15 protein-coding genes and 1 pseudogene are annotated in these 17373 nt (G+C 62.9%); 7 read left to right on the forward strand and 9 right to left on the reverse strand.

The features are described from left to right. Nucleotides 1–27: 27 nt before the first annotated feature. The 3 genes from pcaF to CO667_RS00535 are packed head-to-tail and all read right to left on the reverse strand — an operon-like array spanning nucleotide 28 to nucleotide 2636. Entirely contained in the window at nucleotides 28–1233 is a 1206-nt protein-coding gene (gene pcaF / locus CO667_RS00525; RefSeq protein WP_097616422.1) for a 3-oxoadipyl-CoA thiolase, read from the reverse strand. Nucleotides 1234–1242: 9 nt separating this feature from the next. Next, entirely contained in the window at nucleotides 1243–1932 is a 690-nt protein-coding gene (locus tag CO667_RS00530) for a CoA transferase subunit B (RefSeq protein WP_097616423.1), read from the reverse strand. Next, entirely contained in the window at nucleotides 1929–2636 is a 708-nt protein-coding gene (locus tag CO667_RS00535; RefSeq protein WP_097616424.1) for a 3-oxoacid CoA-transferase subunit A, read from the reverse strand. The genes CO667_RS00530 and CO667_RS00535 overlap by 4 nt, the downstream gene beginning before the upstream one ends. A 159-nt stretch (nucleotides 2637–2795) precedes the next feature. On the opposite strand from CO667_RS00535, the gene CO667_RS00540 reads away from it, so the two are divergent. Then, on the forward strand, nucleotides 2796–3554 hold the full coding sequence (locus CO667_RS00540; protein WP_097616425.1) for an IclR family transcriptional regulator C-terminal domain-containing protein: 759 nt from the start codon (nucleotides 2796–2798) through the stop codon (nucleotides 3552–3554). A gap of 54 nt (nucleotides 3555–3608) precedes the next feature. Here the strand turns inward: CO667_RS00540 and CO667_RS00545 are convergent, their stop codons facing one another. Beyond that, nucleotides 3609–5153, reverse strand: a complete 1545-nt coding sequence (locus CO667_RS00545) for an acid phosphatase (RefSeq protein WP_097616426.1) — start codon at nucleotides 5151–5153, stop codon at nucleotides 3609–3611. Nucleotides 5154–5348: 195 nt separating this feature from the next. Between CO667_RS00545 and CO667_RS00550 the strand changes: the two genes are divergently transcribed. The 3 genes from CO667_RS00550 (at nucleotide 5349) to CO667_RS36210 (ending at nucleotide 8039) form a co-directional block, all read left to right on the forward strand. Continuing rightward, nucleotides 5349–6638, forward strand: coding sequence for a cytochrome c peroxidase (locus CO667_RS00550; RefSeq protein WP_097616427.1), 1290 nt, complete (start codon nucleotides 5349–5351; stop codon nucleotides 6636–6638). A gap of 178 nt (nucleotides 6639–6816) precedes the next feature. Continuing rightward, nucleotides 6817–7845: a 2-oxoglutarate and iron-dependent oxygenase domain-containing protein gene (locus tag CO667_RS00555; RefSeq protein WP_097616428.1), complete on the forward strand. Its 1029-nt coding sequence runs from the start codon at nucleotides 6817–6819 to the stop codon at nucleotides 7843–7845. 62 nt (nucleotides 7846–7907) lie between these two features. After that, nucleotides 7908–8039: a hypothetical protein gene (locus CO667_RS36210; protein WP_272784771.1), complete on the forward strand. Its 132-nt coding sequence runs from the start codon at nucleotides 7908–7910 to the stop codon at nucleotides 8037–8039. A gap of 26 nt (nucleotides 8040–8065) precedes the next feature. Here CO667_RS36210 and CO667_RS00560 read toward each other — a convergent pair whose 3' ends face one another. Genes CO667_RS00560 through CO667_RS00575 form a run of 4 tightly spaced genes read right to left on the reverse strand, consistent with a single transcriptional unit; the run spans nucleotide 8066 to nucleotide 13212 of the window. Further along, the gene (locus tag CO667_RS00560; protein ID WP_097616429.1) at nucleotides 8066–9784 is read right to left on the reverse strand and encodes an ABC transporter ATP-binding protein; all 1719 of its coding nucleotides are present in this window, start codon (nucleotides 9782–9784) and stop codon (nucleotides 8066–8068) included. Next, nucleotides 9784–10659 carry an ABC transporter permease gene (locus tag CO667_RS00565; RefSeq protein ID WP_097616430.1) on the reverse strand — a complete coding sequence of 292 codons (876 nt, stop codon included), beginning with the start codon at nucleotides 10657–10659 and terminating at the stop codon, nucleotides 9784–9786. The genes CO667_RS00560 and CO667_RS00565 overlap by 1 nt, the downstream gene beginning before the upstream one ends. Continuing rightward, on the reverse strand, nucleotides 10656–11585 hold the full coding sequence (locus CO667_RS00570; protein ID WP_245433023.1) for an ABC transporter permease: 930 nt from the start codon (nucleotides 11583–11585) through the stop codon (nucleotides 10656–10658). Before CO667_RS00570 ends, CO667_RS00565 begins: the two co-directional genes overlap by 4 nt. 1 nt (nucleotide 11586) lies before the next feature. Further along, entirely contained in the window at nucleotides 11587–13212 is a 1626-nt protein-coding gene (locus tag CO667_RS00575; protein WP_245433024.1) for an ABC transporter substrate-binding protein, read from the reverse strand. A 716-nt stretch (nucleotides 13213–13928) separates the two neighbouring features. Between CO667_RS00575 and CO667_RS00580 the strand changes: the two genes are divergently transcribed. After that, a complete protein-coding gene (locus CO667_RS00580; RefSeq protein WP_097616432.1) occupies nucleotides 13929–15251 on the forward strand; it encodes a PLP-dependent transferase in 1323 nt (440 codons plus the stop codon). A gap of 149 nt (nucleotides 15252–15400) precedes the next feature. On the opposite strand, the gene CO667_RS00585 is transcribed toward CO667_RS00580, so the two are convergent. Then, nucleotides 15401–15808, reverse strand: a complete 408-nt coding sequence (locus CO667_RS00585; protein ID WP_097616433.1) for a carboxymuconolactone decarboxylase family protein — start codon at nucleotides 15806–15808, stop codon at nucleotides 15401–15403. Between the two features lie 273 nt (nucleotides 15809–16081). Between CO667_RS00585 and CO667_RS00590 the strand changes: the two genes are divergently transcribed. Next, on the forward strand, nucleotides 16082–17011 hold the full coding sequence (locus CO667_RS00590) for a TauD/TfdA family dioxygenase (RefSeq protein ID WP_097616434.1): 930 nt from the start codon (nucleotides 16082–16084) through the stop codon (nucleotides 17009–17011). 149 nt (nucleotides 17012–17160) lie between these two features. After that, nucleotides 17161–17268: pseudogene (locus CO667_RS00595) on the forward strand (NADP-dependent oxidoreductase); the annotation flags it as partial. Nucleotides 17269–17373 lie beyond the last annotated feature (105 nt).

Below are 17373 nucleotides of genomic sequence, written 5' to 3' on the forward strand. Positions count from 1 at the left end.
CCGGAAGCGCCGTCTTTCCAACCGACCTCAGACCCTTTCGAGCGCGATCGCGATCCCCTGCCCGACGCCGATGCACATGGTCGACAGCGAATAGCGCCCGCCGGTCTCCCGAAGCTCGATTGCCGCCGTGCCGGTGATGCGGGCGCCGGACATGCCGAGCGGATGGCCAAGCGCGATCGCGCCGCCATTGCGGTTGACCCGCGCATCGTCATCGGCAATGCCGAGCGCGCGCAGCACCGCCAGCCCCTGGCTGGCAAAGGCCTCGTTGAGTTCGATGACGTCGAACTGTTCCGCGGTCATGCCGAGCCGTGCCATCAGCTTGCGCGAGGCCGGGATCGGCCCGATACCCATCACCCGTGGCGGAACGGCGGCGGCAGCACCGCCGAGAATGCGGGCGATCGGCGTCAGGCCGTATTTCCGCGCCGCAGCTTCGGAAGCGACGATCAACGCCGCGGCACCGTCATTGACGCCGGAGGCATTGCCTGCCGTCACCGAGCCGCCCTCCTTCTTGAAGGGCGTCGCGAGTTTCGCCAGCGTCTCGATCGTTGTCGTCCTGGGATGTTCGTCTTTTTCGACGGTGACGGGATCACCCTTGCGCTGCGGGATGATCACCGGGGTAATTTCCCTGGCGAGCCGTCCGTTCGCCTGGGCGGCAGCCGCCTTCGCCTGGCTGCGCACCGCGAAGGCATCCTGGTCCTCGCGGCTGACATGATAATCCTCGGCGACGTTCTCGCCGGTCTCCGGCATGGAATCGACACCATATTGCTTCTTCATCAGCGGGTTGACGAAGCGCCAGCCGATCGTCGTGTCGTGGATTTCGGCCGCCCGTGAAAAGGCCGTCTCGGCCTTCGGCATGACAAAGGGCGCGCGCGACATGCTTTCGACGCCGCCCGCCACCATCAGCTCGGCCTCGCCGGAACGGATGGCGCGGGCCGCGGTGATCACCGCGTCCATGCCGGAGCCGCAGAGCCGGTTGATCGTCGTGCCGGGAACAGCGATCGGCAGGCCGGCGAGCAACGCCGACATGCGTGCGACATTGCGATTGTCCTCGCCCGCCTGGTTGGCGCAGCCGAAGATCACGTCATCGACGGCTTCCCAATCGACGGCGCCGTTGCGCGCCATCAGTGCTTTCAGCGGGATGGCGCCGAGATCGTCGGCCCGCACCGGGGACAGCGCGCCGGCGAAGCGGCCGATCGGCGTTCTGATATAGTCGCAGATAAAGGCTTCGGTCATGGCTTTTCCTCAGAGTTGCGGGACGACGAGATCGCCAACCGGTCCTTCGACGGTGAGCGGCGCGCCGGTCATCGCCTGCAATTCCTCTTGCGACATCGCGGCCAGCTTCTCGCGCAGCACGAAGCGCCCCTTGACGATGTCGATGACCGCGTGGCTCGTATAGATGCGGGTGATGCAAGCCACACCGGTCAGCGGGAAGGTGCATTTCTCCACCAGCTTCGGCTCGCCGGTTTTGGTGACATGCTCGGTGATGACGCAGACCTGCTTGGCGCCGTGCACCAGATCCATGGCGCCGCCGACGGCCGGCACGCCTTTGCTGCCCACCCGCCAGTTGGCGAGATCGCCACTCTGAGCCACCTGATAGGCGCCGAGGATCGCGACGTCGAGGTGGCCGCCGCGCACCATGGCGAAGCTGTCGGCGTGGTGGAAGAAGGCCGCGCCCGGCTTCAGCGTCACCGCCTTCTTGCCGGCGTTGATCAGGTCCCAGTCCTCCTCGCCTTCAGCCGGCGGCTCGCCGAAATTCAAAATGCCGTTTTCGGTGTGGAAGATCGCCTGACGGCCGGGCGGCTGATAACGGGCGACCATTTCGGGAAAGCCGATGCCGAGGTTGACATAGGCGCCGTCGGCGATGTCCTGCGCGGCGCGCCAGGCGATCTGCGCATTGGAAAGCTTGATGTCTTCACGCGTGTCGATGGTCATACGTAGGCCACTCCGGCTCGAATGAGCTCTTCTTCCTGCTGGGGATGGGGAACGGCGACGACGCGGTCGACGAAGATGCCGGGGGTGACCACATGCTCGGGATCGATACCCCCGGCCGGCACGATCGACGAGACCTGGACGATGGTCTTGGCCGCCGCCATGCACATCAGCGGATTGAAGTTGCGGCCGGCCTTGTTGTAGGTGAGATTGCCCTGGATATCACCGATTGCGGCCTTCACGATCGCAAAATCGGCCTTCAGCCAGCGCTCCTGCACGTAGTGGCGGCCGTCGAATTCGGCGATGACCTTACCTTCCGCAAGTTCGGTGCCATAGCCCGTCGGCGTGTAGAAAGCCGGAATGCCGGCCCCGCCGGCGCGGATGCGCTCGGCGAGCGTTCCCTGCGGCACCAGCTCGAGCTCGATTTCGCCGGCCAGATATTTATCGGTGAAGGCGCGCGGGTCCGAAGACCGCGGGAAGGAGCAGATCATCTTCTTGACCATGCCGGCGTCGATCATCGCGGCGATGCCGATGCGGCCGTTGCCGGCATTGTTGTTGATGACGGTCAGGTTCTTCGAACCCTTGTCGATCAAGGCATGAATGAGCTCGATCGGCGCACCCGAGCCACCGAAACCACCGATCATCACGGTCGCGCCATCACCGATCTCAGAGACGGCCTCCGCCGTGCTCCCGACTGTCTTGTCCATGCGGGATTTCTCCTTGGCTATGCGGTCGGGAATTGGGACCTCCCGTCCTCCAGGGTCAGGCATAAGGCGCGATGGGCTGCACGGCAAGATTTTTGTGCGTTATTTGACATTTGTTCGTATATCGCACACAATGGGTCGATTGATTGGAGATTCGGACCCATGCGCGAAACGGATTTCGTCAGCGGCTTTGCCCGCGGCCTGAAAGTTATCGAAGCCTTCGGTGAAACACGGCAGCGGCTTTCCATCGCCGAGGCCGCCAAGCTGACGGCGCTCGACCGCGCCACCGTGCGCCGCTCGCTGCTGACGCTCGCCGAGCTCGGTTATGCCGATTATGACGGCAAGTTCTTCACGCTGACGCCGAAGATATTGCGGCTTGGCCATGCCTATCTCGCGGCCACACCGCTGCCGGCGCTGTTGCAGCCGCATCTCGATCTGCTCTCGGAAAGGGCCGGCCAGAGCGCCTCGGCCTCGGTGCTCGACGGCACCGACATCGTCTATATCGCCCGCGCCGCGCAGCGCCGCGTCATGTCGATCAATCTCACCCCCGGCAGCCGGCTGCCGGCCTATTGCGCCTCGATGGGCCGGGTGCTGCTTGCGGCTCTCGCCGAAAACGAGGCGCGCGCCATCCTCGCCCGCAGCGAGCTGAAGCAGAACACCGCCAATACCCGGACCGACCCGGACGAGCTGATCGCCGAGTTCCGCCGCGTCCGCGCCGAGGGTTACGCCATCATCGACCAGGAGCTGGAGATCGGCCTCTGCTCGATCGCCGTGCCTGTTGAAAACGACCGCGGCGAAACCGTCGCGGCGATCAATATCGGCGCCCCGGCCGCCCTCGTGCCGGCCGCGGAGATGAAGGAGCGCTATCTGCCGCTGCTGAGGGAAACGCAGGCGGCGCTGCGGCCGCTGCTGCGCCGGTGACGCGGGCCCCAAGGTGGAGCGGCTCCGGTCGAAACCGGAGCCGCTCGTGATCGATCAATGCGTCAGGTCGAGCGCGGCTGTGAGGTCGCCCATCACAGGCCGGCCATTGTCGCGCAGCGCTGTGTCGCGGGCGACGATGCCGGGCAAAACAGGCAGATCGTAGCACGCGGTGATCAGGCGGATGATCGAGGTCGTGTCGTATTGGGTATGATCGACCGTGCCGGCCTTGGCGAAGGGCGAAATGATGAAGGCCGGAATGCGGTTGCCCGGGCCCCAGCGATCGGCCTTCGGCGGCGCGACGTGATCCCAGAAGCCGCCATTTTCGTCATAGGTGACGATCACAAGCATATGGCCCCATTGCTGGCTCTTCTCGAGATGCGAGACGATATCGGCAAGATGCTGGTCGCCGCTCGACACATCGGCATAACCGCCATGTTCGTTGAGGTTGCCCTGCGGTTTGTAGAAGGACACCGCCGGCAGCTTGCCGTCGTCGATGTCTTTGAGGAAGGCCTCGCCGGCCAGGCCGCCATCCCGGAGATGTTCGGCGCGCGCCGGGGTGCCGGGGGCGAAATTGGCGAAATAGTTGAACGGCTGGTGATGGAACTGGAAGTTCGGCACCGGCGTCGCGTTCTTGCCGTCAAGGGCGGCCTGCCAGGCACCGCCATACCAGGCCCAGCTGACGCCCTTCAGCGACAGGAGGTCGCCGATGGTGGTCGCATGCTGCGGCGGCAACGTCGTCGCCGCACTGGGATCGGCATAGGCCGGATCGCCGTCCTTGGCCGGCGGATTGGCGCTCGGCTCGTAGGGCGGTTGCATGGTGTTGACGGCGTAGAAGTCGGGTGTCAGCGTGCCGTCGGAGACGAATTTCGGTGCCCCCTCCAGCGCCGATTTCGGCGCGTTTTCCGCCACAACAAGCGAAGTGCCGTCGGCATCGACCTTGGCGATCACGGGCTTGGCCGGGCTCTTATCGGCATCGGGATAATAGGGCGCGCAGGCGCAGACCAGCGCGAAGTGGTTGAGGAACGAGCCGCCGAAGGCACCCTGGAAGAAGTTGTCGGCCAGGACGTATTTCTTGGCGACCTGCCACATCGGCAGGATCGAGCCGTCATAATGGCCCATGACCAGGCTGCCGGAATCGGCCCAGGCAACGAACTTGTCGTTCTTGCCGCCGTCGATCTGCATCTGCTCCTGATAGAAACGATGCCAGAGGTCGCGGGTGATGACCGTCGGCGCCTGGGCAAAGCCCTTGGGATCGTCGATCGCAAAGCTGGCATTGGCAAGATGGGCCGACTGCGCCTCGGTGACGGCGGGGGTCACGCCCTTGGCGGTCAGGCCGCCCCAGGCCGGCGGCAGTTCGGCGAGCGGCCGACCGTCGCGGTCGAGCTGGCGGGCCTCATCGGCGCTGACATTGGAAAGGCCGTTGGCGCCGGGAAAGCCGCCATAGAGATTATCGAAGCTGCGGTTTTCGGCATAGATGACGACGATATTGTCGATCTTGTCGTAACCGGCCGGTGCCGCATGGGCTGATGCCGCCACCGCAAACGGCACAAAGGCCGTTCCGGCGAGACAGATGGAATGCAGGAGTTTCAGTCTTTTCACGGGGCACCTCATGGCTAGGGGCGTTGGCTAGAGGGAGCGAAGAACGCTCGGGGGCGCCCAAACGCTATTCCGACCGTCTATCAACTTTGTGACATCAGGGGTTGCCGTGATGCCGCAGGGAATAGCCGTCATCAATTTGTTGCAACCAGGTTCGATCATGGAGGAAATCAGTCTTAAGCTATTGGAATCCTTATCATGGCAATCAAGACCATCTGGCTTGTGCGGTCCGGCCTGGCGGTGAGCATGGGTGCGGCGGCGCTCTGTCTGGCCATTCTGCCGCTGCGGCAAAGCAGCGCGGCGGCCGTTGCCGGCGTGCATCCCGGCCCGATGTCGCGCACCGAGGCCTTCGCCCGGGCCGAGACGCTGACCGCGCTCGGCCGCAAGATATTCTCAGACGCCTCGCTGTCGGCCTCGGGGCTGCAGGCCTGCGCCTCCTGCCATGATCCCCGTCATGGCTTCGGCCCGGCATCGGCGACGCCGGTCGAAATGGGCGGCCAGCATATGGACCGGCCGGGCCTGCGCGCCGTTCCGACGCTGCGTTACCTGCAGGCGGTGCCCGCCTTCACCGAGCATTATTACGATTCCGAGGACGAGGGCGACGAAAGCGTCGATAACGGCCCGACCGGCGGCCTGACCTGGGACGGCCGGGTCGATCACGGCGCCGATCAGGCGAAGATCCCGCTGCTCTCGCCCTTCGAGATGGGCAACAAGGATGCGGCCGAGGTTGCGGCCAAACTGCGCAAGGCACCCTACGCCGCCGACATCAGGACGGCCTTCGGGCCAACCGTGTTCGACAATCCGCAGGACACATTCGACGCCGCCGCCGAGGCGCTCGCCACCTTTGAGCAGAGCGGTCCGGATTTCTATCCCTATTCCAGCCGCTACGACGCCTTTCTCGCCGGCAAGGCGACGCTGACCGCGCAGGAGCTGCATGGCCGGCAGCTGTTCGAGGATCCGCAAAAGGGCAATTGTTCGAGCTGTCATCTCAGCGAACCCGCCAATGACGGCGAGCCGCCGCTCTTTTCCGACTTCGGCTTCCTCGGGCTTGCCGCACCGCGCAACATGGCGATCCCGGCCAATGGCGACCCCGGCTATCACGATCTCGGCCTCTGCGGCCCTCAGCGTACCGACCTTGCCGGACACAGCGACTATTGCGGCCTGTTCCGCACCCCGACGCTGCGCAATGTCGCGCTGAAGCAGAGCTTCTTCCACAACGGCTATTTCCACTCGCTGCGCGACGTCGTCTCCTTCTATGCGACACGCGACAGCGATCCCGGCCGCTGGTATCCTAGAAATGCCGACGGCACGGTCCGCAAATATGACGACCTGCCGCAGGCCTATTGGGACAATCTCAACCAGGATCCGCCCTTCGGCAGGAAGCCCGGCGATGCGCCCGCCCTCACCGATCCCGAGGTCGACGACATCGTCGCCTTTCTCGGAACCCTGACGGATGCCGATCTACAGCCGGAGGCAACCGGGCATTGATCGGCGGCAGGCGAATAATCTACAAATTTGCTCGAAAAATAAAATGCGTTTTCCCCGATCGCCGAATTATCGCATCAGCCCTCGTTGAACATCGCCCTGCCGCTTGGGACATTATACCGGTCGAAGGTGCCGTTTCCGGCATGGGCTCGACGCGCGTTTCAGCAAGAAGGAAAATGCCGTGACCGCTGCAGCAAGGACGCTTCCGATACTCGACCTCGGGCGTTTTGCATCCACTCATCCGGAACGACAGCAAGCCCTGGCCGAGCTTCGTGACGTCAGCCGGACGCTCGGATTTTTCTATCTCACCGGACACGGCATTCCGCAGCAACGGATCGACGATCTGACCGAACTCGCACGCCGCTTCTTCTCGCTGCCGGAAGAGCAGAAGCTGGAAATCGAGATGCGCAAATCGCCGCAGTTCCGCGGCTATAACAGGGCCGGCTTCGAATATACCCGCGGCAAGCAGGATTGGCGGGAACAGGTCGATTTCGGTCCCGAGCGCCAGAGGCTGGAGATCGGGCCGGGCGATCCTCCCTGGAAGCGGCTGTTCGGCCCGAACCAATTCCCTTCGGCGCTTCCGGACATGCGTGCGGCCGTGCTCGAATGGATCGAAGATGTGACCGGCGTCGGCCTGAAGGTCCTCCAGGCATTTTCCGAGGCACTCGGCCAGAGCCCGGATGTCTTCGCGCCGATCTATGCCAACGGTCCGAACCAGCTTCTGAAGATCGTGCGCTATCCCGGTCGCGATCAGACAGAGAGCGACCAGGGCGTCGGCGCCCACAAGGATGGCGGCTTCGTCACCATCCTGTTGCAGGACGTCATCGGCGGCCTGCAGGTGGATGACGGCCAAGGCGGCTGGATCGACGCGCCGCCGATCCGCGGCACCTTCGTCGTCAATGTCGGCGAGCTGCTGGAACTCGCCTCCAACGGTTACCTCAAGGCCAATATCCATCGCGTCGTCACGCCGCCGGCCGGCGGCGACAGGCTATCCATTCCGTTCTTCCTCGGCGCGAACCTGGCAGCCACCATCCCTGTTCTCGATTTGCCGCCGGCGCTTCTTGCGGAGGTGCGGGGCGTGACGCAGGATCCTCTCAATCCCTTGTTTCGCGAGGTCGGCCGCAATGTGCTGAAATCCCGCCTGCGCTCGCATCCCGACGTGGCGCGGGAACATCATGCAGACCTTTTGGACGCGCAAGCAACAACATAGACCTTTGACCACCCGGCGTTCCCCGAAGACGCCGGGATCGACATCTGGCGCCGGGGCCGCTCATGAAGCTGAATACGTCTTCGATCATAACCGTGATCCTGCTTGCGGCCATGTTCGGCCTCGTCGCGCTCAATCCCTTCGGCAGGAATATCGTCGTCCACCAAGACGTCGGGCCGACACTATCGGCGAAGTGAAGTGTATTCGCCCACCTGCCCTCGGTCTAAGGAGTGGCTCGGGAACTCGACCAGAAATGCCTCTGTTCGGCCGCCAGGTTCGGGACCGACGCGATGAGCGAGCGCGTGTAGGGATGCTGCGGATGGTCGAACACCTGCTCCACCGATCCGCTTTCGACGATCACCCCATCCTTCATGACGGCGATCCGATGGCTCATATGCTGGACGACACCCAGATCATGCGAGATGAACATCATCGAAAGCCCCAGCCGCTGCTGAAGATCGGCCAGCAGATCCAACACCTGCGCCTGCGTCGTCACGTCAAGCGCAGACACCGGCTCGTCACAGATCAAAAGCTTCGGTTCGGCCGCCAGCGCCTGTGCGATCGAAACGCGTTGACGCTGCCCGCCGGACAGTGCGGTCGGACGGCGGGCGAGCAGTTCCGGCGCAAGGCCGACCATCTCGATCAGCTCCGCCACCCTCTGCCGGCGGGCCGCCTTGTCGAGGCTGCCACGCAGCCGTAGCGGCTGCTCTATGATGCGCTCGACGGTAAACCGCGGATCGAATGAACTCAAAGGATCCTGGCTGATCGTCTGGATGCCGGCTCGCACCGGCCGGCGGGCGGCTTCGGTTAGCGTACTCCAGGGGCGCCCGTCGAAGAGCACCTCGCCGCTATCCGGGCTGCGCAGCGCCAGCGCGATCTTGCCGAGCGTCGTCTTGCCGGAGCCGGATTCGCCGACAATGCCCAGCGTTTCTCCACGACCGATCTGCAGCGACACGCCGCTGACCGCTTCCAGGAGGCTGCCGTCGGGACGCCGGAAGCTGACGGAGACATTGCGGACCTGCAGCAGCGGCTCTCCATCCACCGGCGCGCGGCTATAGGCCGGCGCGGCATCGGGGGCGCTCAGACGGCGGCCACGCGTGGCGCCTGTGGGCACCGCGGCCAGCAGGCGGCGGGTATAGGCGTGCTGGGGAGCGGAGAGCACGTCTTGCGCCGGGCCTGATTCAACGACACGGCCATTCTGCATGACCGCGACGCGGTTGGCCAATTGCGCCGCAACGGCGAGGTCATGGGTGATCAGAAGAACGCCGAAGCCGGAGCGTGCGAGGTCCTTGAAGACCGATAGAACCTGCTGTTGGACGGTCGCGTCGAGCGCCGTGGTCGGCTCGTCGGCGATCAGCAGACGCGGCTCGCCCGCCAGCGCCGATGCGATGAGGGCGCGTTGCCGAAGCCCTCCGGAAAGCTCATGTGGATATTGGGCGGCGCGGAGTTCCGGCTCGGCAATGCCGACGCGCGTCAAAAGTTCGCCGACGCGCGCGGCCACCTGCGATCGCGCCGCCAGCCGATGCGCAAGCAACGGTTCGGCAATCTCGCGCCCCACCGTGCGCAACGGATCGAGGGAAACCAGGGCGTCCTGCAGCACGAAGCCGATCTCGCGCCCGCGGATCTCCCGCCAGGCCCGCTGCGATTGCCGCAGCAGATCGAGCGGCCGGCCGTCATGCCCCGCCAGCACCATCTTGCGGGCCTGGACATGCGCATGCGGGCCGGCAAGGCCGACCAGCGTGCGCGCCGTCACCGATTTGCCCGATCCGGACTCGCCGACCAGCGCGAGAATCTCGCCCGGCGCGATCCGCAGGGAAAGATCCGAAACGGCCTCGACGACGCCCTGCGGCGTATCGAAGGCGACATGCAGCCCATCGATCTCGAGGAGCGGCAGACCGGACGAGGCGAAGATGGGCGGGCGCGGACCGGGCCGTATGTTCATCAGGCATCCCCCCGGGCCAGAAGCGTCTGCAATCGCCTGGCGACAAGAGTGATCGAAATCACCGAGACCGCGACCACGCTGGCCGGCAGCAGACTTGTCCAGGGAGCAATGTCGATGAAATTGCGGCCGTTCGCCAGGAGCGCTCCCCATTCGGCGGCGGGCGGTACGACGCCGAGGCCGAGAAAACTTAAGGCCGAGGCGGTCAGCACCGAGGCGCCGACGCCGATCGTCGCGAGAATGACCAGCGGCCGAACGGCGTTCGGCACGATATGCTGGATAATGATCGTCCAGGGATGTTCACCGATCGCCACGGCATGCTCGACATAGCCGGAGAGCTTGACCTGCAGGACTTGCGAGCGGATCAGCCGGGCGTAACCGGCGATGGAGGAGAGGCCGACGGCCAGCAGGGTGTTGAGCGGTCCGCGCCCGAGCACGGCGATCACCAGCAGTGCCAGCAGGATTTCCGGAAAGGCCAGAAGAATGTCGATCACCCGGACCAGAAGCCGGCTCACCGGCTTCGGCGACAGGGCCGCCGCCGTCCCCAGAATGACGCCGCCGAAACAGGCGATCAGCGTGGCGCCGATCCCGATCGTCAACGACTGCGATGTTCCGTAGACGATGCGGGAAAAGAGATCGCGCCCCAGTTCATCGGTTCCAAACCAGTGAATGCCGCTTGGCGCTTCCAGGATGGCATTGGTGTCGATGGCGTCCGGATCGAACGCCGTGAACCATTGCGGCACCCAGACGGCAAAGGCGAGGACGACGACTGCGGCGAGCGGCAGCAGCAGCCCCGGCGCGAGCCAGGGATGCCTGCGGCGAGAACCGGCGGCCGTGCGGCCGCGCAGCACCGTGTCGAACAATTCCGTACTGCTCATGCTGCACTCCTTCGCAGGCGCGGATCGATCAGCAGATAGAGGGCATCGACCAGAAGGTTGATGATGACGAAGACAAAGGCGGACAGCATCACCAGCCCGAGGACGAGCGGCATGTCGCGGGTCTTGATGGCCTGCAGGGTGATCTGCCCGATGCCGGAGCGGCCGAACACGGTCTCGGTGAGGATCAAGCCGCCGAGCGTGCTTGCAAACAGGGTTCCCGTCAAAGTCGAGGCGGCAAGGGCTGCATGGCGCAGGCCGTGCCGCAGCCGCAGAGCCGTCTCACCGACACCACGCGTGCGAACCGTCAGCGAAAAGGGCTGGAGTAGCGCCTCCTCCAGGCCATCCCGCAGCACCTGGGTCAGAAGCGCCGCCAGCGGCAGGCTGAGCGCGATGGCCGGCAGGACCAGTGCGGAAAAGCCGGCATTGCCCGTTACCGGAAACCATTGCAGCCGGAAACTGAAGACCGACAACAGCACGATGCCGATCCAGTAGACGGGCGTACTGAGGAGGACCAGCTCGATCCCCGAGACGGCAATGGCGATCCCCCGGCGCCGGCCGGCGGTTGCCAAAGCAATGCTCAACGCCAGGATCAAGGCGATGAAAATCGCACTGCCGGCGAGCTGCAATGTCGGCCCCGCCGCCTCGTAGATAAGCTCCGTCACCGGCTGGCGGTACTGGTAGCTTTCACCGAAATCGCCGCTCAGGGCACTGAGCACATAACGGGCATATTGCACGTAAAGCGGCTGATCCAATCCATATTGCTGCGTCAGCACGGCGCGCTCAGCCGCATCGACGACGTTCTCGCCGCCCGACAGCACCGAGACGGGATCGCCCGGAATGAGCTTGACGGCGGCAAAGGCGATCGTTGCGGCGCCCCAGAGCACCGCAACGACGACACCGAGCCGCTTCAAGCCGGCGCGGATCACATTACGGCTCGAGCCAGGCATCATAGAAGAGCGGCTTTGCGTTTGTTGCCCAGCTGAGGCCGTGAAGCCTCTTTGACGCCCCGAGCTGGTAGGCGGCCACGAACAGCGGCACCGCATAGGCCTGTCCGACGATCTCCGACTGGATCTCGCCATAGAGCTGCTTCCGCTCCGCATCGCTTGCACCGATGGCCTTGCTCAGTTTCTCATCGAGGCTGGTGACGCGGACGTAATCGGATCCGTTCGGCGGCACGTAGGCCGAATGGAACACGGTGCGCAATATGTCCGGTTCCGCCCTGACATAGAAGAAGGAAACCAGGTCGTAATCATTGCTGTTGGCTCGGGCGGTGTAGCCGCCGGCGTCGACCGGATCGAGCTGGAAATCGAACCCGGCTTGACGCACCTGATATTGCACCGCCTGCGCAAGGGTCACGTTCGATGCGCCGACGGAAGCGCTGTCATAGACATAATGCACGGCGAGACGCTGGCCGTCCTTGGTGCGAATTCCCTCAGCATCCTTGTTCGTCCAGCCGGCCTCGTCGAGCAGCTTGTTCGCCTTGGCGAGATCGAAGCCCCAGGTGCCGGCCACGCCGGCATCATAATAGAGCGTCGACGGCCCGAGAATGTTGTCGGCCGGCTTGAGCGTGCCGAGATAGGCTGCCTTTACCGCCGCCGCCCCATTCACGGCGCTCTGGAAGGCCTGGCGGACCTTGGCGTCCTGGAAGGGTCCCTTGGATGTATTGAGGAAATAGGAACTGTTGACGCCGGGGTTCTCCCTGGTCACCACCTGAAGCTTCTCATCGCCCTGCACGGAACGGTAATTGGCGGGCGGGACTTCGTCGATCGCCTGAACCTGGCCGCTTGCCAGCGCACCGAGGCGAACCGATGATTCCGGCAGGTACTTGAAGTCGATGCCGTTGAAATGGGCCGGGCCGGTGTGCTTGGCATAACCCGGCCCCCAATTGTAGTCGGCGCGACGCGTGAGCTTGCTGCCGCTACCCTTGACGAAGCTTTCGAGAATATAGGGGCCGGAGCCGACAACCGTATTGGTCGTGCTCGTCGCCTTCTGCAGATAGGTCGGCGACTGGATCCCGAGATAGGGCAGGCTCAGCCCCTGAAGCAGCGGCGCGAAAGGCTTGTTATAGCGGATGACGAGCGTGCCGGCATCGACCGCCTCGATCTTGTCGATCGGGCCGAGCAGCGATTTTGCGTAGCTCGACGTCGTCTTCGGATCGAGGATCCGGTCGAAATTATACTTGACCGCGGCGGCATCGAGCGGCGCGCCGTCGCTGAAGGTCACGCCCTGTTTGAGATGAAACGTATAGACGCTGTTGTCGCTATTGATCTCCCAGCGTTCGGCCAGCCACGGCGCGAAACTATTGTCCTCGGCTTGCCCGATGAGGGAATCGACGAGGTTTCGGGTGATGACGGCGGTAATCGAGCTGCCTGTTATCGAAGGATCGATGATCGCCGTGTCGGTGGCGAGCCCGACGGTCAGCGTGCCGCCTTCCACCGGCTTTGCGCTCTCGGCCGCAGACGCCTGCGTGCCTGCAAATGCCAGAAGGGAAAATGCCAACGCAACAGCGATGGGATTTCGTCTCGGGAATGTCTTGAAAGGCTTTACCGTCATCTCTGATCCCAGAATTGGTGATGCTTCAGCTCCGGCTCGATGTCCGTTCCTATGTCGGCGAACAATCAGCGCGTCAGCATATATTGTCTATTAAATTTATAGACTAAAGGCATTCTGGTTCGTTTGTGCCCGCGGATGAAAAAATCCGTTTCGCGGAAATCCTTTCATCGACCTTGGAAAAGCTGGCTGGTGCGCCGGCATGGCGGGGCTCCGTCTTCCCGATGGCGGCGCTCACCATGTGAACCACGACCGCGCCGCGCGTCCACACAGGGATCGCTGGATTTTCCTATGCCTTCGCGGAATCTTGGATGGATATATCAAAAGGCCGGACAAAATCGGATGTTGATGTGTCGCGGATAAAGCTTGGAAAACGCATGATTTCCCCAGTTGACGCGTTCGGCGCACCATTCCTCCCGGCTGCGTTGCGTTGGCTGTTCCCCTCTGGAGGTTTTTGACCTTCATCCCTTAAGGGCTCCGCCGTCATGGTGGGAGCACTTCTTTTTGTCGTAACACCTCGGGCCGATCCATCGAAAAAGTGCCTCTCTGAGGACATCGATTAGGAGAAAGCCGCACAGCTTCCACTGTCTATGCTTGAGTGGCGCCGGCTTTGGAAATGCAATTTCCAATGGAATCCCCAAAATTGGAAATTCATTACTCTACAAAAACTATAGAGATGAACGATCCTGGGAAGGCAGTCGCCCCTCTTTGGAGATCTTATGACCCTCAAATCAACCCGTCCAGAAACCTTGGCACTTCATGCGGGATGGCGTGCCGATCCAGCCACCGGCGCCGTGGCCGTTCCGATTTACCAGACGACGTCGTTCCAGTTCCGCGATACCGAACACGCTGCCAACCTTTTCGCCCTCAAGGAATTGGGCAACATCTACAGCCGCATCGGCAATCCGACGGTTGATGTGCTTGAACAGCGGGTGGCCGCCATCGAGGGCGGCGTGGCAGCGCTGGCTCTGGCATCGGGGCAGGCTGCTTCGGCTTTCGCCATCCAGAACCTCGCCAAGGCCGGAGACAATGTTGTCAGCTCAACCGATCTTTACGGCGGCACCTGGAACCTGTTCGCCAACACGTTGAAGGATCAGGGGATCGAGGTACGGTTCGTTGACCCGACGGATCCGGAGAATTTCCGCCGCGCAACCGACGATCGCACGAGGGCGTATTACGCCGAGACGCTTCCGAATCCGAAGCTGACCGTGTTTCCCATCGCGGAAGTGTCCGCCATCGGGCGTGAACTTGGGATTCCGTTGATCGTCGACAACACGGCCGCACCTCTGCTTGCACGTCCGTTCGATCACGGCGCGGCGGTGGTGGTGTATTCATCAACGAAATACGTCGGCGGCCACGGTACGTCGATCGGCGGACTGATTGTTGATGGCGGCAACTTCGACTGGGCGGCGCATCCCGATCGGCAGCCGGCCCTGAACACGCCCGACAAGAGCTATCATGGCGCGATCTGGACGGAGGCAGTCAAGCCCTTGGGGCCGATTGCCTATATCATCAAGGCACGAGTCACTCTCCTGCGCGATCTCGGCGCTCCACTTGCGCCGTTCAACGCGTTTCAGATCATCCAGGGCATCGAAACCTTGCCGTTGCGCATCGAGCGCCATGCAAAGAACGCTCAACTGGTCGCGGACTATCTTGCCAAAAGGCCTGAGGTGTCGAAGGTCATTCACCCTTCCAAGCAAACCGGCCTATGGCGCGAGCGGGCCGACAAGTACCTCAAGGGCGGGTATGGCGGGCTGGTGGGCTTCGAATTGAAGGGTGGCCTCGAGGCCGGCCGTCGCTTCATCGACAGTCTCGAACTGCTTTATCATGTGGCAAACATCGGCGATGCGCGCAGCCTGGCGATTCACCCAGCAACAACGACGCATTCCCAGCTTTCCGGCGAGGAGCAACTGGCAAGCGGCGTGTCACCGGGCTATGTCCGGCTTTCGATCGGTATCGAACATATCGATGACATTTTGGAGGACATCGAGCGTGGCCTCGATGCAGCCTCTGGTCTCAGCGCTAACAGCAACGTTGCCTGATCGTCGAAATCCTGACTGGCCGCCGCACGCGTCACTGTGGCGGCCCGTTTTTTGTCCGCCGGATCCTCGATACGTTCATTTCGGCCATGCTGCCCTGTCGTCGCAAAACGCCTGCAGTCTCAATGGCGACCAGTAACGCCGGATCGGTTTTACCGGACCTCAAACTCCGGATCCGAGGGAACCTGCATGGCAAGCGCCAGATGATTTGTCTGCGCAGCCAGCCCGATGATCGTTAGAAGTTCGCCATGCTGAGCATCCGTCATGCCGCGCGCACGGGCGGCTGCAGTATGGGATTGAACATAATACTGGCACGCATTCGCCGTCGACACCGCGATATAGATCATCTCGCGCGTCAATGGATCGATCGCGCCTTCCACGGTCATGACCGATTTCAGCGTTTCCCATACCCGCTTGAGGTTTGCAGGATCGTTCGCAAGCGCACGCCAGAAGTTGTTGATGAAGTCGGTCTTGCGCGTCGCCCTGATGTCGTCGAACACGGCTTGAACGGCCGGAATGGCCGCAGCCTCTTGGTCCGACAGAAGCTTGACTGTTGCCATCGAAAGTTCCTCCCGGCGGCCTCAATGAACGGCCGCAATCATGATCTTTTCTTCGCTTGCTTCGGCAGGCGAGAATTCACCGACAACAGGGAAATATCGAAGGCAGCTGTTTCGGGGAAGCCGGCAAAATTAGAAATTTTTGTCTATAGATTTTATAGATTATTCTATTCCATAACCCTGTGAACACTCGCGATGAGATTTTCGAACCCCCGGTGGCTGCTCACCGGTGCATGCGACTTGCCGCCTTCTTCCAAAATCAACCAGGAGATTTCCATGGGCAACCCAGTTCTCGTCAATCAGATCATTCCCGAGTCCGATGTCGTGCCGCTGACCGGCCGTGTCGGAGCCGAAATCAGGGGGATCCGCCTCGGCGGAGAGCTTTCGGACGCAACGGTGGCAGCCATCAACCAGCTTCTCCTGAAACACAAGGTCATCTTCTTCCGCGATCAGGGACATCTGGACGATTCCGAGCAGGAAGCCTTCGCACGCCGCCTGGGCGACCTTGTGCCCCATCCGACCCAGGGTCCGGTGGCCGGCACGGCTTCCATCCTCAATCTCGATTCCAGCCGCGGCGGCGGCAGGGCAGACCAATGGCACACCGATGTCACCTTCGTGGATGCCTATCCCAAATTCTCGGTCCTTCGCGGCGTCGTCATTCCGGCGGCCGGCGGCGATACGATCTGGTCCCACACCCATGCCGCATACGAAAGCCTGCCGGCGTCGCTCAAATTGCTGGCGGACAATTTATGGGCCATTCACAGCAATGCCTATGACTACGCGGCCGTGCGCCCTCGCGCCACCGCTGAAGAGAAGAAGCATTTCGAGGACGTTTTCACCTCGACCATCTACGAGACCGAACATCCGGTCGTGCGTGTCCATCCCGAAACCGGCGAAAGATCGCTGCTGCTCGGCAACTTCGTTCAGCGCCTGGTCGGTCTGTCGAAGAGCGACTCCGCCAAGCTCTACGAAGTGTTCCAGTCCTACGTCACCGCCCCGGAAAATACCGTGCGCTGGCGCTGGAGAGCCGGGGATGTCGTGATCTGGGACAACCGCGCGACCCAGCACTACGCGGTCAACGACTACGGTGACCAGCACCGCGTCGTGCGCCGCGCCACCGTTGACGGCGACGTCCCCGTCAGTGTCGACGGCCGCCGCAGCGTCACCCACGTCAAGGCCGCCAAGCCGAAAGCAAAGGCCGCGTGAGCCCGGCCGGGATAGCCGAACGTCCATCCGCTTCGGCTATCCCGGCACCGGTTCGCCAACAAGGAATACGAGCAGCGATGACAACCTTGAATGAATATCTCCGGCAAAAGCGCGAAGCGCTCCTCGATCGGCGCGCGCGTCAAAACGGGCGAACTCAGGAGGATATCGTTGACGGACTTGAAAAAGCTCTGGAGGCTTTCCGTGGCCTTCTGGAAGGCAAGAATTTCGGAAAGCTGATCGTGCGCGTTGCACCCTGAAACATCGCCCTGGCGTGATTTCTTGCCAGGTGCGGTTCTTTTTGCTCGCTGCCGGAACAGAACAAAAAAGCGAATCCCGCAGAAGCGGATGCCGGAGCACGTATA

It is taken from the genome of Rhizobium sp. L43, from assembly GCF_002531725.1.
Taxonomy (GTDB): domain Bacteria; phylum Pseudomonadota; class Alphaproteobacteria; order Rhizobiales; family Rhizobiaceae; genus Rhizobium.